Below are 15680 nucleotides of genomic sequence, written 5' to 3' on the forward strand. Positions count from 1 at the left end.
CCCGCGGGTGCAAGCCAACGCCCGACCTGGGTGGAGTCTTCACGTGATCACCTCTTGACGTCGTAAACCGTGCGCGATGTGCCAACGGTGACGGCGACCGGACACACCCGAAGCCGACCGGGAAGAGTCCCGCCGGTCGGCAGTTGCATCCCCCAACAGGACCTGACCCACAAGGTGTCTCCTTCGACCGTCACTGGGGCACTGCACGGGTGAAGCGCCGCCTGACGAACCCCTGTCGACCTCCTGCGGCACATACCTCGTGCTGGCGGCGCGGATCATCCGACCCCCGCAGCGGACCCAGGAGACCTGGCGCTGCGCCGGGGGCTCGAGCACCATCGTCCGTGGTGATCCGTCGGATCACCATCCGGATGCCTCCGGACGGCCTAGCCTCAATACCGGTAACCTAGTGCTTTGGTATGCGTTTGACTCGTTTCGGTTGCCCTGACGGGACGCTGATCGTCGTCAACTCGTGGGGAGTCGTGACGTTTTCGTCGTGTGGGCATGCCGGGGTGCCGACGCGGGGCCGGATTCTCCAAGGTCTTTCGGGTCGCGGGCGGTCAGGAGATGTGGCCGTCAGGAGACCGGGCGGGGTAGCGGGACGAGGCGGTGGAAGGCGGTGGCGAGTTCGTTCCGCCAGGGCCAGGTTTCGGCGATCCACAAGCGCAGGCGGCGGCCGCCGCGGGTGAGGCGGGCGGCGACGTGCAGGAGCCGGTAGCGGAGCTTCTTTGGTTCGGCGGTGGCCTGGTCACCGTCCAGCAGCAGGGTGCAGGTCCGGGCAAGCAGGTCGATCGCAGCCAGGGACAGCTCCGGCCAGGCCGCGTTCACCAGGAAGTGGCGGGAGGAAAAGCGGCCGAAGCCGGTGTCCTTGCCGCGGCGGATGTGGTCCTCGACGGTGGGTGTCCGCGGTGCCGGACCTCCAGATACTGGATGGATCCGCCGCCGTCGTCGAACGCCCCTGCCGATTACCGGCGGGGCGTTCTTTGGTTTGTTCGAGTGGTCAGAGCAGAGCGCGGAACGGGTTGTCAGTCAGAGCGGGAACGGGAGCGGCCGACCGCTTCACGGGGACCGGTTCCGGGGCCCGCTTCGGTGCCGGAATGCTGGCGGGTCGGTAGGCGTCGAGCTGGACGACCGCGGCCCGCTGCACCCATTCCAGGGTGGCCGGCTGGGGCCCTCGGAAGGGGAGACCGGTTCCTGAGCATGGTCGGAATGGTCACCGCGGATCGTGAAAACGGTGGCCGACCGACCGGTCTTCCCCGACCGTTCGACGGTGACGAAGATTCCGGACAGTGCCTTGACCTCTTCGGCAGTCGCCCCGACGTACGGAAGGATCTGGAAGGAAGTGGCCCGACCGCCGTGCATCTGTGGTGTGGGTGGCCAGGAAGCGGCCCAGGGACTTGTCCAGGACGTGAAGAGCGGCCCGGAGCGCGGTTCCCTTTGTTTGGTCACGCCACTGCCCAGAAAAGCAGAAAACCCCTGATCAACAGGGGTCTCAGCTGGTGTCCGAGGGGGGACTTGAACCCCCACGCCCGATAAAGGGCACTAGCACCTCAAGCTAGCGCGTCTGCCATTCCGCCACCCGGACCAGGTGGTCGGCCCCGGTTTCCCGCGGCGACATGGAAAACAATACCAGGGGTTCGGGGTGCCTCTCACCTGCGTTTGCGGTGGTCAGTGCGGTGCTCCGGACGGTCTCGGCGCAATCCGGCGCACTTCGCTTCGCCTTGCGTACAGTCCGTCGCCGCGTGCGTACGCTTGGTGCATCCCGGTGGTCATGGCATCAGGTGGTGGTCCGGAAAGTTCCCCGACAGCCTCTCCCCGGCCGGGACGTCCGCTGGTGCGGGACATCGCCCCGAATCCGCAGCCGATCAGCCGGGAAGTCGTCTGCCCCGGCACCGCAGGAGCTGATCTCCGGGCAGGTGGGCTCCGGTACGGGCAGCATGGTGGTGGGGGGCGTGGGCCTGCAAGGGCGCGGTCATCATCGCCGGACCGGGGAGAACGACCGGCGGATTCCCGGCCGGCCCCGGGGTTGGCCGCGCAGTTCGGGGTGCTGGTCAGGCGCCGCACGCTCCTGGTGACGGCCGTGGAGCGCACGGTGCCTGATCTCATCGGGCGGGCGTTTGCGCTGTTCCCTGGTCGTCAGGATTTCGGGGTGAGGCGCGGACCGCCCTTCCGGTGCCGGCGATGTCCTACTTGCGCAGCGCCGCCAAGTTGTCGTAGCCGGTCCGCGCATGGTTCAGGGACTGCGCGGGGACGGTCGAGCTCGGTGCGTTGTCCTGCTCGACCATCGGGTTGTGGTAGTTCTTCGCCCCGACGCGGCGGAAGAACGTCCGGTAGTCGATGACCCCGGTACCGAAGGGGACCATGTCGTAGCCTTGGCCGCTGGTTGTGTTGACGATGCCGTCCTTGGCGTGGAACAGCGGGTAGCGCTTGGTGTTGCAGCGGACCAGTGCCGCCGGGTCGAAGATGTTCTCCTGCTGCGATCCGTCGTGCGCGGTGTAGGTGTGGAACTTGTACTGAGCGACGTGCGCCCAGAAGATGTCCATCTCCAGCCATACGGACTTCGGGTCGGTGACCTGAAGGAAGTACTCGAGCTTGCGGATGCCGGAGCTGCGGGTGGGGCGGCCCTGTGCGTCCAGCGGGCCGCCGTCGAGCAGGAAGCCGTAGGCCGCGTCGTGGTTGTGGGTGTACAGCTTGATGCCCGCGTCCTGAGCGATCCGTCCCAGCGTGTTCCACTTGTCGGCGGCCACGTCCCAGTCGGCACGGTAGGCGCTGCCGGTGGGGTCACCACCGGTGCCCATGTGTTCCATGCCGAGGATGTTCGCTATTTCGAGGTGGCGCTTGAACTGGTCCAGGTCGCTTTGGTTCAGCGGCCAGGACGACGGGATGAAGCCGTGGTTGCCCTGGGCGCGCAGACCGTAGTCGTCCAGCCACGAGCGCAGCAGCTTCGCGCCTTCCACCGATTCGAGGTTGCTTCCGCCGGGTGCGTTGGCGTGCTGGCCGTACCCGGCGAACTCGACCTGCTGGTAGCCGTAGTGGGCCAGCTCCCTGAAGACCTCACGGAAGCCCGAGGGAAGGTCGGTGCTGAGTGGATCCCGGCCCGTGGCGTCGCGCACGGTGTAGAGGATGATTCCTCGTTTCGCCGCCGGGATCAGAGCCTGGCCGACGCCCCGCCCCTTGCCGGAAGCGGTCTGGGCGAGGGCCGGCGACGCGCCGAAGGCGGGCGCCGCGATCGCCGCTGCCGCAGCGGCCGTGCAGGTGCTCAGAAAGCGGCGGCGACTGACGCCGAGGCTGCGGCGCAGGGCGCCGTCCGTTCCGGATTCGTCGTTGTACGCGGTCACGGTCTCTCTCCTTCTCGAAGATGCTCGAAACGCTGTGCACGGACCGATCTCATGCGAGGCCGGCAAGCGTGAGGAGCAAGGACTTCACTTCGGTGGCCCGGACGGGGCCGGTGAACGCGTGGGGGGTGGAGCACAGGATGAGCGGACCGTCTTCGTCGCTCATGGGAAGGCGGCCATGGCTGCCGCGAACAGGTGACGGGTCCAGCGGTACGACCGCCATGCGGTAGCGCATGCCGAGTTTCTTGCGGGCGACGGCCGCGGCGGCCTTGACCCGGACGTACGGGTCCTGGGGGTCCAGGAAGAGTTCGACGGGGTCGTAGCCGGGCTTGCGGTGGATCTCGACGAGCTGCGCGAAGTCGGGCGCGTGGGCGTCGTCGAGCCAGTAGTAGTACGTGAACCAGGCGTCCGGGTCCGCGACGGCGACCAGCTCGCCGGAGCGTGGGTGGTCCAGGCCGTGTGCCTTCTTGCCCTCGTCGTCGAGGAGCTGATCGATGCCCGGCAGGTCCTGGAGGGCTTCGCGGGTCGCTTCGAGGTCTTCGGGGCGGCGTACGTAGATGTGGGCGAGCTGGTGGTCGGCGACGGCGAAGGCGCGGGAGGCCATCGGGTCGAGGTATTCCATGCCGTCCTGGGTGTGGACCTCCAGGAGGCCGGCGCGGCGCAGGGCCCGGTTGATGTCGATGGGCCGGTCGACGCGGGTGATGCCGTATTCGGAGAGGGCGACGACGGTGCGGCCTTCGCGGCGGGCGTCGTCCAGGAGGGGTGCCACGGCCCGGTCGAGATCGGCCGCGGCCCGGTACGAGCGGGGGTCGTCGGGGCCGTAGCGCTGCAGGTCGTAGTCGAGATGCGGGAGGTAGCACAGGGCCAGGTCGGGGTGGTGGGTGTCGAGGATGTGCCGGGTCGCGTCGATGATCCACTGGGAGGAGACGAGGTCGGCGCCGGGGCCCCAGAAGTGGAAGAGGGGGAATGTGCCAAGTTTTTCGGTGAGTTCGTCGTGCAGGGCGGGCGGCCGGGTGTAGCAGTCGGGTTCCTTGCGGCCGTCGGCGTAGTAGACGGGGCGCGGGGTGACGGTGATGTCGGTGTCGGCACCCATCGCGTACCACCAGCAGATGTTGGCGACGGTGTAGCCGGGATGGGCACGGCGGGCGGCGTCCCAGAGTTTGTCCCCGGCGACCAGTCCGTTGTGCTGGCGCCAGAGGAGGACGTCGCCGAGCTCGCGGAAGTACCAGCCGTTGGCGACGATGCCGTGCTCGGCGGGGGTGGTACCGGTGAGGAAGGTGGACTGGGCCGCGCAGGTGACGGCGGGGAGAACGGTGCCGAGAGGGGCGCGGGTGCCGGACTGCCCCAGGGCCTTGAGGTGCGGCATGTGGTCGAGGAGCTGTGGGGTGAGGCCGACGACATCGAGAACGAGAAGCGGGGTGGGTGTGGCGGGCGTGGTGGTCTGCTCGGCTGCGGTCATGGGAGCTCCTTGAGGCCGAGGTCGACCAGGAGGTCGCGGGCAAGGGTGAGTTCGGCGGCGATGCCGTCGGCGAGCTGGGTGCGGGTGCGGGGGCGCAGTGCGGCCGGGAGCGCCTGCCAGGTGTACGTCTCGACCTCCAGGTGCCTGGTGAGGGGTCGCGCGCCGCCGACCAGTCGGGTCAGTGTGGACCGGAGCACGGGAAGGGTGGAGGTGAGCGGTGGTGCGGGAGGTGCGTGCAGGGGGACGTGGAAGTGGGCGCGCCACGGGGCGCCGTCGGGCAGGGCCCGGCCGGTGACCGCCTCGTCGAGGTCGTCGGTGCCGCGCAGCCCGGCGGCGGTGCTGGTGCGGGTCTGGTGGAGGAAGCGGGGCTCGGCGAAGGCGGCGAGTGCGGTGCGCACCTCGGGAAGGTGGGGGTGTTCGGCGTGCAGTGCGGCGGAGAGCTGGGCCTTGGCGACCGGGATGCCCGCTGTGTCGAGCGCGTCGACGGCGGTGTCGGGGTCCTCGAAGGAGGTGGCCAGGTGGCAGGTGTCGATACAGATGCCGATGCGCTGGTGTCCGACGGCGGTGAGCGGTGCGATGGCGTCGGCGGTGGTCTCGACCGTGCAGCCCGGCTCGGGTTCGAGGCCGATGCGGATGGACTTGCCGGTGAGTTCGGCCAGCGCGTCGAGGCGCTGCGCGAGGGTGGTGAGCGCGATGTGGGCGAGACCGGCCGCCTCGGCGTCGGAGTCGAACGGGGTGCGCCAGGCGATCGGGAGGGTGGAGATGGTCCCTTCGGTGACGTCGTCGGGGAGCAGACCGGCCAGGAGACGGGCGAGGTCGGTGGTGTGGGCGAGCCGCTCCGGGTCCGTCCAGTCCGGCCTGTACACCCGGTACTTGACCTCGTCGGCGCCGAATCCCTCGTACGGGAAGCCGTTGAGGGTGACGACTTCCAGGCCGCGGCGGTCCAGTTCGGCGCGCAGGGAGCGCAGCTGGGACGGGTCGTTGATCAGGCTGCGGGCGGCGTCCCTGGCGAGCCAGAGGCCGATGCCGAGCCTGTCCCGGCCGAGGCGTTTGCGGACGGGTTCGCAGTGGTCGCGCAGTTGGGTGCGGACCCCGTCGAGCGTCTCGGCGGGGTGGACGTTGGTGCAGTACGAGAGGTGGACGGTGGAGCCGTCGGGGTGGCGGAAGCGCATCGCCTCACTCCCCTCCTCGCAGGATGGAGTTGCCTTCATGGAGTGGTTCCGGCGCGGCGATGTCGAGCTGGAGCCGGCCGCTCTGCCCGTAGAAGGCGACGGGGTTGCGCCAGAGCACCTGGTCGACGTCGTCCTCGCCGAACCCGGCGGCGAGCATCGCGTCGCCCACTTTGCGGGTCTTGAGGGGGTCGCTCCTGCCCCAGTCGGCGGCCGAGTTGACCAGGACCTTCTCGGTGCCGTGGGTCTTGAGGATCGCGATCATGCGGTCCTCGTCCATCTTGGTGTCGGGGTAGATGGAGAAGCCGGCCCAGCAGCCGCTGTCCCTGGCGTCCTTCACGGTCGTCTCGTTGAGGTGATCGAGCAGGACCCGCTCCGGGGGGAGGTGGGATTCGCGGATGACGTCGAGAGTGCGGTGCAGTCCGGCGAGCTTGTCGCGGTGCGGGGTGTGCACGAGGGCGGGCAGGCCGTGGTCGGCGGCAAGCTGGAGCTGTGCGGCCAGGGCGGTGTCCTCGGCCGGGGTCATGGAGTCGTAGCCGATCTCACCGACGGCGACGACGGAGTCCTTGACGAGATAGCGGGGCAGGGCGTCCAGGACGGGGGTGCAGCGGGGGTTGTTCGCCTCTTTGGGGTTGAGGGCGAGCGTGCAGTGGTGGGCGATGCCGTACTGGGCGGCGCGGAAGGGTTCCCAGCCGAGCAGGGCGTCGAAGTAGTCGAAGAAGCTGGCGGGTGAGGTGCGGGGCTGGCCGAGCCAGAAGGAGGGTTCCACGAGGGCGCGGACACCCGCGTCGTACATCGCCTGATAGTCGTCCGTGGTGCGGGAGGTCATATGGATGTGGGGGTCGAAGATGCGCATCAGGACTCCTCCGTGGGGGTGGCAGGGCCGGGGGTGGTGAGGTCGAGCACGCGGGTGAGACCGGCGGGGACGCTGCGGCCCGCGGCGAGCCGTTCGGCCGCGAAGTCGCCGAGCATGCGGGCGAGTTCCGCGTCGCCGCGCGAGCGCCGTGCCAGTTGGTCGACGGCATCTACGGGGACACCGGTGAACAGGCATTTGAGAATGGCGTGGCGCCAGTTGTGCGCGTCGAGATGGGCGGCGGCGTACGGGCCGACGGCCGCGGCGACCAGCCGGGTGTCATTGGTGCGCAGGGCGTCCTCGATGAGCGGAAGGGCGGTGGGGCCGAGGTCCAGCCGGTGCAGGGTGAGCAGGACGGCGCGTCGTTCGGCGGCGGTGCCCTGCTCGTAGAGCCTGGTCAGGGCGGGCAGTGCGGCGCGGGCCTCGATGAGCAGCAGGGCGCGTACGGAGTCGGCGTGTTCGAGTCCGCAGTGCCGGCCGGCGGCTGCGTACCGCAGCTCCCACGGCGGTACGGCGTACGGGCTGCCGGGCCGCTGTTCGGTGTCTCCGTGGGAAGCGGCGTGCTCCGCCTCGGCGAGGGCCTCGTCGAGCCAGGCGCGCGCGGCTCCGCCGAGCCGGGCGTCGAGTTCCTTGCGGGTCAGCAGCGGTGTGGTCGTCGGGTTCATCGGCATGGCGTCGTCGCTCCCTTCGCGGTTTCAGCGTCCTGACGGGCCGTGCTTGCGGAGGAACTCGATGGAGGTGCGGGCGAGTTCGGGTCCGGCGTGGGAGTGACGGGGCAGCTCGACGACGGTCAGACCGCGGTAGCCGGTGTCCGGGAGGGCGTCGAGCGCTTCGAGTACGGGCGGGAAGTCGATCTCGCCATCGCCGAACGGGAGGTGTTCGTGGACGCCTCTGCGCATGTCCTCGATCTGGACGTGCCGCAGCCAGGGGGCGGCGTCGCGGACGCAGTCGGCGGGCGGGGCGGGCTCCAGGCATTGGCAGTGGCCGATGTCGAGGGTGAGTCCGAGCGGTGGTGGATCGCCGCTGAGGACGCGCAGGTGGTGGAAGTCGGCGAGGCTGGCGAGGAGGTGTCCGGGCTCGGGCTCGATCGCCAGGGGGATGCCGGAGCGGTCGGCGGCATCCAGGACGGGGGCGAGGGAGTCGGTGAGCCGCTGCCAGGCGGTGTCGGGGGCGGTGTCCGGTGGGGTGATGCCGCTGAAGCAGTGCACGGCGTGGGCGCCGAGGTCGGCGGCGATGCCAACGGCCCGGACGAGCAGCCGGGTGCGGGATGCGCGGGCCTCGGGGTCCGGGTCGAGGAGGGACGGGCCGTGCTTGCGGCGGGGGTCCAGGACGTAACGGGCGCCGGTCTCCACGGTGACGCCGAGGCCCAGTTCCTGGAGCCTGGACGCCACGTGGCGCGTGCGCGCGGCGACGTCGGGGGCGAGGGGGTCGAGGTGCATGTGGTCGAGAGTCAGTCCGACCCCGTCGTACCCGAGATCGGCGAGGAGTCCGAGGGCGTCGTCCAGGCGGAGGTCGGTGAGTCCGTTGGTGCCGTAGCCGAGGCGGATCGTCATGTGAGGCTCACCTTCCGGGCGAGGGTGCGGGCGAGCGGGACGAGTCCCATGACGGCGAGCCCCGTACCTGCTGCTCCCGCGCGGGCGGCGAGGGCGGCCTGGAGCGGGATCATCGCCCGGATGCCGCCGCCGACGGCGCGCTGGGTGAGCGGCGCGGACGGGTTGAGGGCTGCGTGGAGGAGGGGCCCGGCGGCGGTACGGAAGTAGCTGCCGGTGAGCGCGGTCAGGAGGAGGCGGGGAGTGGTGGAGGCCGGGGTGACCCAGGGCCCGTGCGCCTCCCGCGTCCGGCCGTGACCCGCGTGCGGGGGCGAGTCCTCTGGCCTCCCCGGTTCCGGGAGTGCGCCCCCGGGCTTGCGCAGGGCCGCGGCGCCCAGTGCGGTGATGGCAGCGAGCGCGGCGAGGGGAACGGTGGTGGATCCGCCCTGCGCCTCGTGCCGGGAGACGGCAGTGACGGCGTAGGTGTGCGCGCCGAGCAGTCCTGCGGCCGGAAGGGCACTGCGCAGGCCGCCGCGCGCAGCCGCACCAGGAGCCGGGCCCGAACCCGAACCCCAACGCGTCGGTCTCTTCGCCGCACCGGTGGCGGTGGCCCCGAGCAGCAGATCCAGTCCTCGCGCCGCCGCCATCGCCGCCGGTCCCGCCGGGGTGTGTTTGAGACGGAGGTCGTACGCCCAGACCGTCGCCGCCAGCCCCGTGGCGACGGCGAGGGCCGGGCGGCCGGCCCGGGCGGCGAGGCCCAGGCCCGCGGCCGTCAGCGCGCCCGCCGCCGCGAGAGCCGCGCCAGGAGCGATGCGGCCCGAGGGGATCGGCCGGTGCGGGCGGTCGATGGCGTCCTCGTCGCGGTCGGCCCAGTCGTTGAGCGCCATGCCTGCCTCGTACAGGCAGAGCGAGGCGCCGATGGCGAGCGCGGTGCCCCGGTCGGGGCGCCGGCCCCTCGCCGCCGCTCCGGCGAGTGCGTCGCCGGGGACGGTGAACAGCGCCGACACCCGCAGCAGTTCCGCCCAGGCCCGTACCGTCACTTCTCCCCCCGCAGCGTGTCGGCGAAGGCCAGCAGCTACCCGTACTGCTCGAAGAGTGCGGCCGGGCCGCCGTCCGGGTCCTTGAAGTAGAAGCCGAGCTGGGGCAAAGGGCCGGTCAGCCCCTTCTCGTGGGCGCGGGCCACCAGTCTGGCCAGGTCCAGGACCAGAGGTGCGGCCAGTGCGGAGTCGCACCCCTGCCAGGTCGTCTGGAGCACCATGCGCGCCCCGAGAAATCCGTCGAACGCGATGTGGTCCCACGCCGTCTTCCAGTCGCCGAGGGCCGGTACGTCGTCGATGTGGACCTCGCCCTCGGGCGCGGTTCCCAGCGTGTCGGCGAGGACGCGTTCCTTGCCCGCGTTCTTGGCCGCGGCCGCGCCCGGGTCGGCCAGCGCCGCTCCGTCCCCGCCGCCCAGCAGGTTGGTGCCCGACCAGGCCCGTACGGGCAGGGCGCGTTGTACGAACATCGGGGCGAGTACGGAGCGGAGCAGCGTCTGGCCGGTCTTGCCGTCGCGGCCCGCGTGAGGAAGTCCGCAGCCCGCGACAGTGTCCTGGAGGGCGGGGGCGCGCAACCCGGTCGAAGGGGTGAAGTTGATGTACGGGCAGCCGGCCCGGAGCGCTGCCGCGGCATAGAGCGAGCTGGTGGGCAGCCGCCGCTCGCCGGGGGCCGGGACCGGTTCCGTGGAGGCGACGTTGACCACGACCGTCCTGGCCAGGTCGTTGCGGTGCCCGAAGTCCGCGAGGTCGGCGGCGAAGGCGGTGATGAGCTCCTCGTCGCTGCGGGTGTCGCCGGGCAGTGGCCCGCCGGGCCGTATCTCCGCGTCGGCTGCGGCGAGTTCGGAGCGTACCGCCGAGGGCAGGCCGTGCGGCAGCACTCCCCCGGTGGCCAGTGCCTCGGCGCGTTTGGGCAGGGGACAGCCGACGGTGTCGTGTCCGCCGAAGACCAGTGAGGTGAGGGTGGGCAGCCCGCTGTCGGCGAACGGCGGGGTCTCGGTGACCATGCCTGCCGCCGGGTGGAGCCCCGCCGCCACCGCCGCGCATCCCGCCGTGGCGGTGGTGGCGACGGAGCCGCGTGCTCCGATGAACCAGACTCCGGTACGAACGGCGGGTGCTGACATGGGCTGCCTCCCTGGCTGGGGGTGCTGGCTGGGCAGAGCGAGTGGCACTGTGCGACGGGGGGAACAGGAGCGGAGACGGCGGGCGGGGGAATGTCCCCGCCCGCCGTCGGCCGGAGCGAGCGCCCTACGCCGAGGGCAGTGCCTTCAGCTGGATGTTGCGGAAGGACACATGGTCATTGGCACCGTGGTTCTGGATGCCGATGTAGCCGTCCTTCAGGCTCCGTACCGGATCGGTGTTGGTGAAATCGTTGATCTTCACTCCGTTGAGGAAGACCTGGAGACGTTCGCCCTGGACCTTGATCTCGTAACTGTTCCACTGGCCGGGCGGCCGCAGGGCCTGATCGCGGGCCTTGATGTCCGCCGCCTTGAAGGTGTAGACCGAGCCCGTGGTGCGGTCGGGCGCGTCGGTGGCGTCGATCTGGACCTCGTAGCCGTTGTTCACCGCGGACCAGGGGTCGTCGGACTCCGGGAAGCCGACGAAGACACCGGAGTTGTCGTCGCCCTCCATCTTCCAGTCGAGCTTGAGCGAGTACGACCCGAGCTCCTTGGCCTGGTAGGTGAGCAGACCCATGCCGCCCTCGGAGCGCAGTTCACCGTCGACGATGTCGAACTTTCCGGGGCCGGCCTGCTTCCACCCTTCGAGGGTCTTGCCGTTGAAGATCGACTGGTACCCGGTGCCGGGCTTGCAGTCGGCCTTCACCTGACCGGCCGCGTACCGCATGCCGCCGAGGAGGAGTCCCCGGAGGGCCGGTTCGGCGTACGACTCCTTGGTGTGGCCGAGACCGGTGTAGAAGGAGCGGCCGCCCTGGTAGGCCTGGCACCAGGTGATCGGGTGGTCGCCCTTCATGGTGCCGCCGGTGTAGGTCGTCTCGTCGAGTGTGGCGAGGACCTTGGCCTGACCGCGCGGGTTGGTGCGGTAGTTGTACCACTCGTCGGTGCGGTTCCACTCGTCGTCGAGGTGGGCGGTGGCCGGGTGCTTGTGGTCCTCGACGCGAACGGTGGCGGGCTGGATGGCGGGGTGCGAGGAGAAGTACGCCCCGACGAGTCCGCCGTAGAACGGCCAGTCGTACTCCGTGTCCGCCGCCGCGTGGACGCCCATGTAGCCACCGCCGGTGGCCACGTAGTTCTCGAATGCCTTCTGCTGGTCGGCGTTGAGCACATCACCGGTCGTCGACAGGAAGACGACGGCGTCGTACCGCGCCAGGTTGCCCGTGGTGAACTGGCGGGCCTCCTCCGTCGCGTCGACGGTGATGTCGCTGCTCTTGCCGAGCTCCTTCAGCGCGGCGATGCCGTCGGGAATCGCGTCGTGGCGGAAGCCGGCCGTCTTCGAGAAGACCAGGACCCGCTTGGCGGTCTTGCCTGCGGTGCTGTGGGTGAGCTCGAAGTCGTCGACGTCGTACAGCGCTCCGTCGCCTCCCTTGAAGACGAGGAAGAGCTCGGTGGCCTTCTTGGGGACGTTGCGCAAGGTGACGTCGACGTCCTGGAAGGTCTCCCAGCCGCCGGTCACCGGTACCGGGGTCGAGCCCAGGAGCGTACCGGTCGCCGAGCCTGCCCGTATCTCCAGGATTCCTCCGCTGCCACCGGACGCGATGCGGGCGGTGAGCTTGTTCGAGTCGCCGAGGATGTACGGCTTGAAGGAGATCCAGTCGCCGTTGTGGATGTCGCCGACGGTCTTGCCGCCGTTGGCGGTCGCCTTGTCGTAGACCTTGATCCCGGACGAGGCGCTGAAGTGCTCGGCCTGGCGGTGCCTCGGCTGGAGCTGCGCCTGGTCGTGACCGGACAGGGACGCCTGGCCGCCGCCTCCGCCGTCCGTGTAGGAGGCGTCGATGACCCCGAAGATGTTGGCGTTCGGGTCGTGTCCGCCGTCGACGGTTGTCTTGATCGTGCCGGAGCACCCGTTGACGGTGGTGATGGGGTGGCCATGGCTGTCGTGGCCGAGGACAAAGCGGACCTCGACCTTGGAGCAGTCGATCGTGCCGTCCTCGGGATCGGTGACGGTCACCTTGAACGGGACCTCGTCACCGAAACTGAACAGCTGGCCGTCACCGGGGAGTTTCAGTTCCACCTTCGGTGCCGTGTTACCGACCGTGACATGGACACTCGCGGACGCGCTCCGGCCGGTCGGGTCCTTGGCGGTGACGGTCGCCGTGTAGGTGCCGTTCTTCTTGTACGTGTACGTGGGGTTGGCCGCCGTCGAGGTGCCGCCGTCACCGAAGTCCCAGGCGTACGTCAGCGGGTCGCCGTCCGGGTCCACGGTGCCCTCCGAGGAGAAGCTCACCTTGAGCGGCGTCGTGCCCGAGGTCTTGTCGGAAGACGCGACGGCGTTGGGCGAGCGGCCGCCGGTGGCGTTCTCGATGCGGTAGAGGGCGGAGTTCGCGTCGCCGCCGAACCAGCTGGTGCCGTAGTCGAGGACGTACAGCGCCCCGTCGGGTCCAAAGGCCATGTCCATCACCTGGGTCCCGGTCCACGGGACGGGGTTGATGGACTGGACGGTGCCGTCGGCGTCGTGCTTGATGGCCTTGATCCAGCGCCGGCCGAACTCTCCGGCGAAGAACTGCCCGTCGTAGGCCTCGGGGAACTTCACGGGCGAGTCGAGGTTGGCGTCGTAGTGGTAGACGGGTCCGCCCGTCGGCGACTCGGAGCCGGTGCCGAACTCGGGCACCGATCCGCCGTCGTAGGGAATCCAGGCGGGCTGGGCGGGCGGCAGGTCCACGAGGCCGGTGTTGTGCGGCGAGGTGTTCTTCGGGGCGTTGCAGTCGAAGGACGCGCCGGACGTCTTCGTCGCGAAGTCGTAGTCGACGTACGCGTCGTTCTTACCGGTGCAGAACGGCCAGCCGAAGTTGCCCGGCTCGGTCACCCGGGCGAACTCGACCTGACCGGCCGGTCCGCGCTTGGCGTCGGCCGCGCCCGCGTCGGGCCCGTAGTCGCCGACGTAGAGGATGCCGGTGGCCTTGTCGACGGAGAACCGGAACGGGTTGCGGAAGCCCATCGCGTAGATCTCGGGGCGGGTCTTGTCCGTACCCGGTGCGAAGAGGTTCCCGTCGGGGATGGTGTACGAGCCGTCCTCGGCGACCTTGATCCGGATAATCTTGCCGCGCAGGTCGTTGGTGTTGCCGGCGCTGCGCCTGGCGTCGAACGCCGGGTTGCGGTCGGGGCGCTGGTCGATCGGGGTGTAACCGTCGGAGGCGAACGGGTTGGAGTCGTCGCCGGTCGACAGATACAGGTTGCCCTGGGCGTCGAAGTCGATGTCGCCGCCGACGTGGCAGCAGATGCCGCGCGAGGCCGGGATGTCGAGGATCTTCTTCTCGCTGGCGTTGTCGAGGGTGCCGTCGGCCTTCAGGACGAAGCGCGAGAGGCGGTTCACCCCGTCGAACTTGGCGAAGTCGGCGGCGGTGCCGCTCTCCGGCGCGTCTCCGGAGGGGGTGTCCAGCGGGGGCGCGTAGTAGAGGTAGATGGCCCGGTTCCTGCTGAAGTCGGGGTCGATGGCGACGCCCTGGAGGCCCTCTTCGTCGTGCGAGTACACGGGGACGGACCCCACGACCCGAGTGTTCCCGCCGCTGTCCGTGAGGCGCAGCTCGCCGGTGCGCGAGGTGTGCAGCACGCTGCGGTCGGGGAGGACGGCGAGGGTCATGGGCTCGCCGGTCTCGGCCGCGCCCTTGGCGAGGGTGACCTGCTGGAATGCCTCGGCCGCGGCGTCGGTGGCGGCCGGCGACGACGGTCCTTCCACGGCCGCTCCGGGCGAGGCGCCGAGGGCGAGAGTGGCCGCGGTGAGCAGACCGCCGGTGAGTAGTGCGAGGGACGTACGGACGCGGAGCCGGGTTCTGCTCCTGTATCTGGTTATGTGCACGAGTGTCCTCCGGAGAGTGCCGGTTGTACGGGCGGGTGCTGCCGTGCCGTTCTGCGCGGGGACTGCCGCGCAGGTCGTACGGGGCCTGTGGGGCGCCCGCGACCCGAGTTATGTCATGTACACGTGGTGGACGGTAGACCTGTTCGTCCTGGACGGAAAGCCCATACGCGGCGGTCTTGTTGAACTTTTTCCTGGGCCAGGACAAAGCGGGGTGAGGGCAGGGGCGAGCACGGGATGGCGGCGGTCTCCGGCCCCCACCCCGCTCGGCCCGCCCCTTCCCGGACCGGGGCCGGCGGGGGCAACCCCCGGGAAGAACCGGTCAGTCGCCACCCCCGAACGCCGCGTCGAACGACGCGGACGGCGGGTCGAAGTCGTACCGCTTCAGCGTGGCAAGCGCTTCCGGTGCCCCCGTCAGCCGGTCCATGCCCGCGTCCTCCCACTCGACCGAGATCGGCCCCTCGTACTCGATGGACCGGAGCATCCGGAAGACGTCCTCCCAGGGCACATCACCATGCCCGGCGGAGACGAAGTCCCATCCGCGCCGCGGGTCGCCCCACGCCAGATGGGAGCCGAGGCGACCGTTACGACCGTCCAGGCGCCTGCGGGCCTCCTTGCAGTCCACGTGGTAGATCCGGTCCCGGAAGTCGTAAAGGAAGTTGACCGGGTCGAGGTCCTGCCAGACGAAGTGGCTGGGGTCGAAGTTCAGCCCGAACGCGGCCCGGTGACCGACGGCCTCCAGTGCGCGGTGCGTGGTCCAGTAGTCGTACGCGATCTCGCTGGGGTGCACCTCATGGGCGAACCGCACGCCCTCTGCGTCGAAGACGTCCAGGATCGGGTTCCAGCGCTCGGCGAAGTCCTCGTACCCCCGCTCGATCATGTGCGGCGGGACCGGCGGGAACATCGCGACCAGGTGCCAGATCGAGGAGCCGGTGAAGCCGATGACCGTACGCACCCCGAAGGCAGCGGCCGCGCGGGCGGTGTTCTTGATCTCCTCGGCGGCCCGGCGGCGCACCCCTTCGGGTTCACCGTCGCCCCAGATCCGTGCCGGCAGGATCCCCTGGTGCCGTTCGTCGATCGGGTTGTCACAGACGGCCTGGCCGACGAGGTGGTTGGAGATCGCCCAGCACTTCAGTCCGTACTTGTCGAGCAGCTGCCGCCGACCGTCCAGATAGCCGGGGTCGGCCAGAGCCTTGTCGACCTCGAAGTGGTCGCCCCAGCAGGCGAGTTCGAGACCGTCGTAGCCGAAGTCCCGGGCGAGCCGGCAGACCTCCTCCAGCGGCAGGTCGGCCCACTGGCCGGTGAAGAGCGTGAAGGGACGGGGCATGCGCAGGACCTC

The 15680-nt window shown here is 70.1% G+C and carries 10 protein-coding genes, 1 tRNA gene and 1 pseudogene; all 12 read right to left on the reverse strand.

Going from position 1 to position 15680, the window contains the following annotated elements; all coding sequences use genetic code 11:
• Positions 1-573: 573 nt before the first annotated feature.
• Positions 574-941, reverse strand: a pseudogene (locus ABTZ94_RS13120) (transposase); the annotation flags it as partial.
• 553 nt (positions 942-1494) lie between these two features.
• Positions 1495-1582: transfer RNA gene (locus ABTZ94_RS13125), tRNA-Leu, on the reverse strand.
• 601 nt (positions 1583-2183) lie between these two features.
• The gene (locus ABTZ94_RS13130) at positions 2184-3335 is read right to left on the reverse strand and encodes a sugar phosphate isomerase/epimerase family protein (protein WP_351200485.1); all 1152 of its coding nucleotides are present in this window, start codon (positions 3333-3335) and stop codon (positions 2184-2186) included.
• A gap of 49 nt (positions 3336-3384) precedes the next feature.
• Complete coding sequence (locus ABTZ94_RS13135; RefSeq protein WP_351200486.1) at positions 3385-4791, reverse strand: alkaline phosphatase family protein; 1407 nt, start codon at positions 4789-4791, stop codon at positions 3385-3387.
• The gene (eboE, locus tag ABTZ94_RS13140) at positions 4788-5963 is read right to left on the reverse strand and encodes a metabolite traffic protein EboE (RefSeq protein ID WP_351200520.1); all 1176 of its coding nucleotides are present in this window, start codon (positions 5961-5963) and stop codon (positions 4788-4790) included. Before eboE ends, ABTZ94_RS13135 begins: the two co-directional genes overlap by 4 nt.
• A 4-nt stretch (positions 5964-5967) precedes the next feature.
• Entirely contained in the window at positions 5968-6816 is an 849-nt protein-coding gene (locus ABTZ94_RS13145; RefSeq protein ID WP_351200488.1) for a TatD family hydrolase, read from the reverse strand.
• On the reverse strand, positions 6816-7484 hold the full coding sequence (locus ABTZ94_RS13150; protein ID WP_351200490.1) for an EboA domain-containing protein: 669 nt from the start codon (positions 7482-7484) through the stop codon (positions 6816-6818). The genes ABTZ94_RS13145 and ABTZ94_RS13150 overlap by 1 nt, the downstream gene beginning before the upstream one ends.
• Positions 7485-7508: 24 nt before the next feature.
• Positions 7509-8366: a sugar phosphate isomerase/epimerase family protein gene (locus ABTZ94_RS13155; RefSeq protein ID WP_351200492.1), complete on the reverse strand. Its 858-nt coding sequence runs from the start codon at positions 8364-8366 to the stop codon at positions 7509-7511.
• Positions 8363-9382 (reverse strand): SCO3242 family prenyltransferase, encoded by a 1020-nt coding sequence (locus ABTZ94_RS13160; protein ID WP_351200494.1) that lies wholly within the window; start codon positions 9380-9382, stop codon positions 8363-8365. The genes ABTZ94_RS13155 and ABTZ94_RS13160 overlap by 4 nt, the downstream gene beginning before the upstream one ends.
• 35 nt (positions 9383-9417) lie before the next feature.
• The gene (locus ABTZ94_RS13165; RefSeq protein WP_351200496.1) at positions 9418-10497 is read right to left on the reverse strand and encodes an inositol-3-phosphate synthase; all 1080 of its coding nucleotides are present in this window, start codon (positions 10495-10497) and stop codon (positions 9418-9420) included.
• 124 nt (positions 10498-10621) lie between these two features.
• Complete coding sequence (locus tag ABTZ94_RS13170) at positions 10622-14344, reverse strand: ThuA domain-containing protein (RefSeq protein WP_351200498.1); 3723 nt, start codon at positions 14342-14344, stop codon at positions 10622-10624.
• 319 nt (positions 14345-14663) lie between these two features.
• On the reverse strand, positions 14664-15668 hold the full coding sequence (locus tag ABTZ94_RS13175) for a sugar phosphate isomerase/epimerase family protein (protein WP_351200500.1): 1005 nt from the start codon (positions 15666-15668) through the stop codon (positions 14664-14666).
• Between the last annotated feature and the right edge of the window lie 12 nt (positions 15669-15680).

Origin of the sequence: Streptomyces sp. NPDC002785, from assembly GCF_040295565.1 — a bacterium.
Classification (GTDB): domain Bacteria; phylum Actinomycetota; class Actinomycetes; order Streptomycetales; family Streptomycetaceae; genus Streptomyces.

Bases quoted from the DNA above. Each gene is read 5' to 3' on its own strand.
- ABTZ94_RS13135 (WP_351200486.1), bottom strand. From the start codon at position 4,791: ATGACCGCAGCCGAGCAGACCACCACGCCCGCCACACCCACCCCGCTT.
- eboE (WP_351200520.1), bottom strand. From the start codon at position 5,963: ATGCGCTTCCGCCACCCCGACGGCTCCACCGTCCACCTCTCGTACTGC.
- ABTZ94_RS13145 (WP_351200488.1), bottom strand. From the start codon at position 6,816: ATGCGCATCTTCGACCCCCACATCCATATGACCTCCCGCACCACGGAC.
- ABTZ94_RS13150 (WP_351200490.1), bottom strand. From the start codon at position 7,484: ATGCCGATGAACCCGACGACCACACCGCTGCTGACCCGCAAGGAACTC.
- ABTZ94_RS13155 (WP_351200492.1), bottom strand. From the start codon at position 8,366: ATGACGATCCGCCTCGGCTACGGCACCAACGGACTCACCGACCTCCGC.
- ABTZ94_RS13165 (WP_351200496.1), bottom strand. From the start codon at position 10,497: ATGTCAGCACCCGCCGTTCGTACCGGAGTCTGGTTCATCGGAGCACGC.
- ABTZ94_RS13175 (WP_351200500.1), bottom strand. From the start codon at position 15,668: ATGCCCCGTCCCTTCACGCTCTTCACCGGCCAGTGGGCCGACCTGCCG.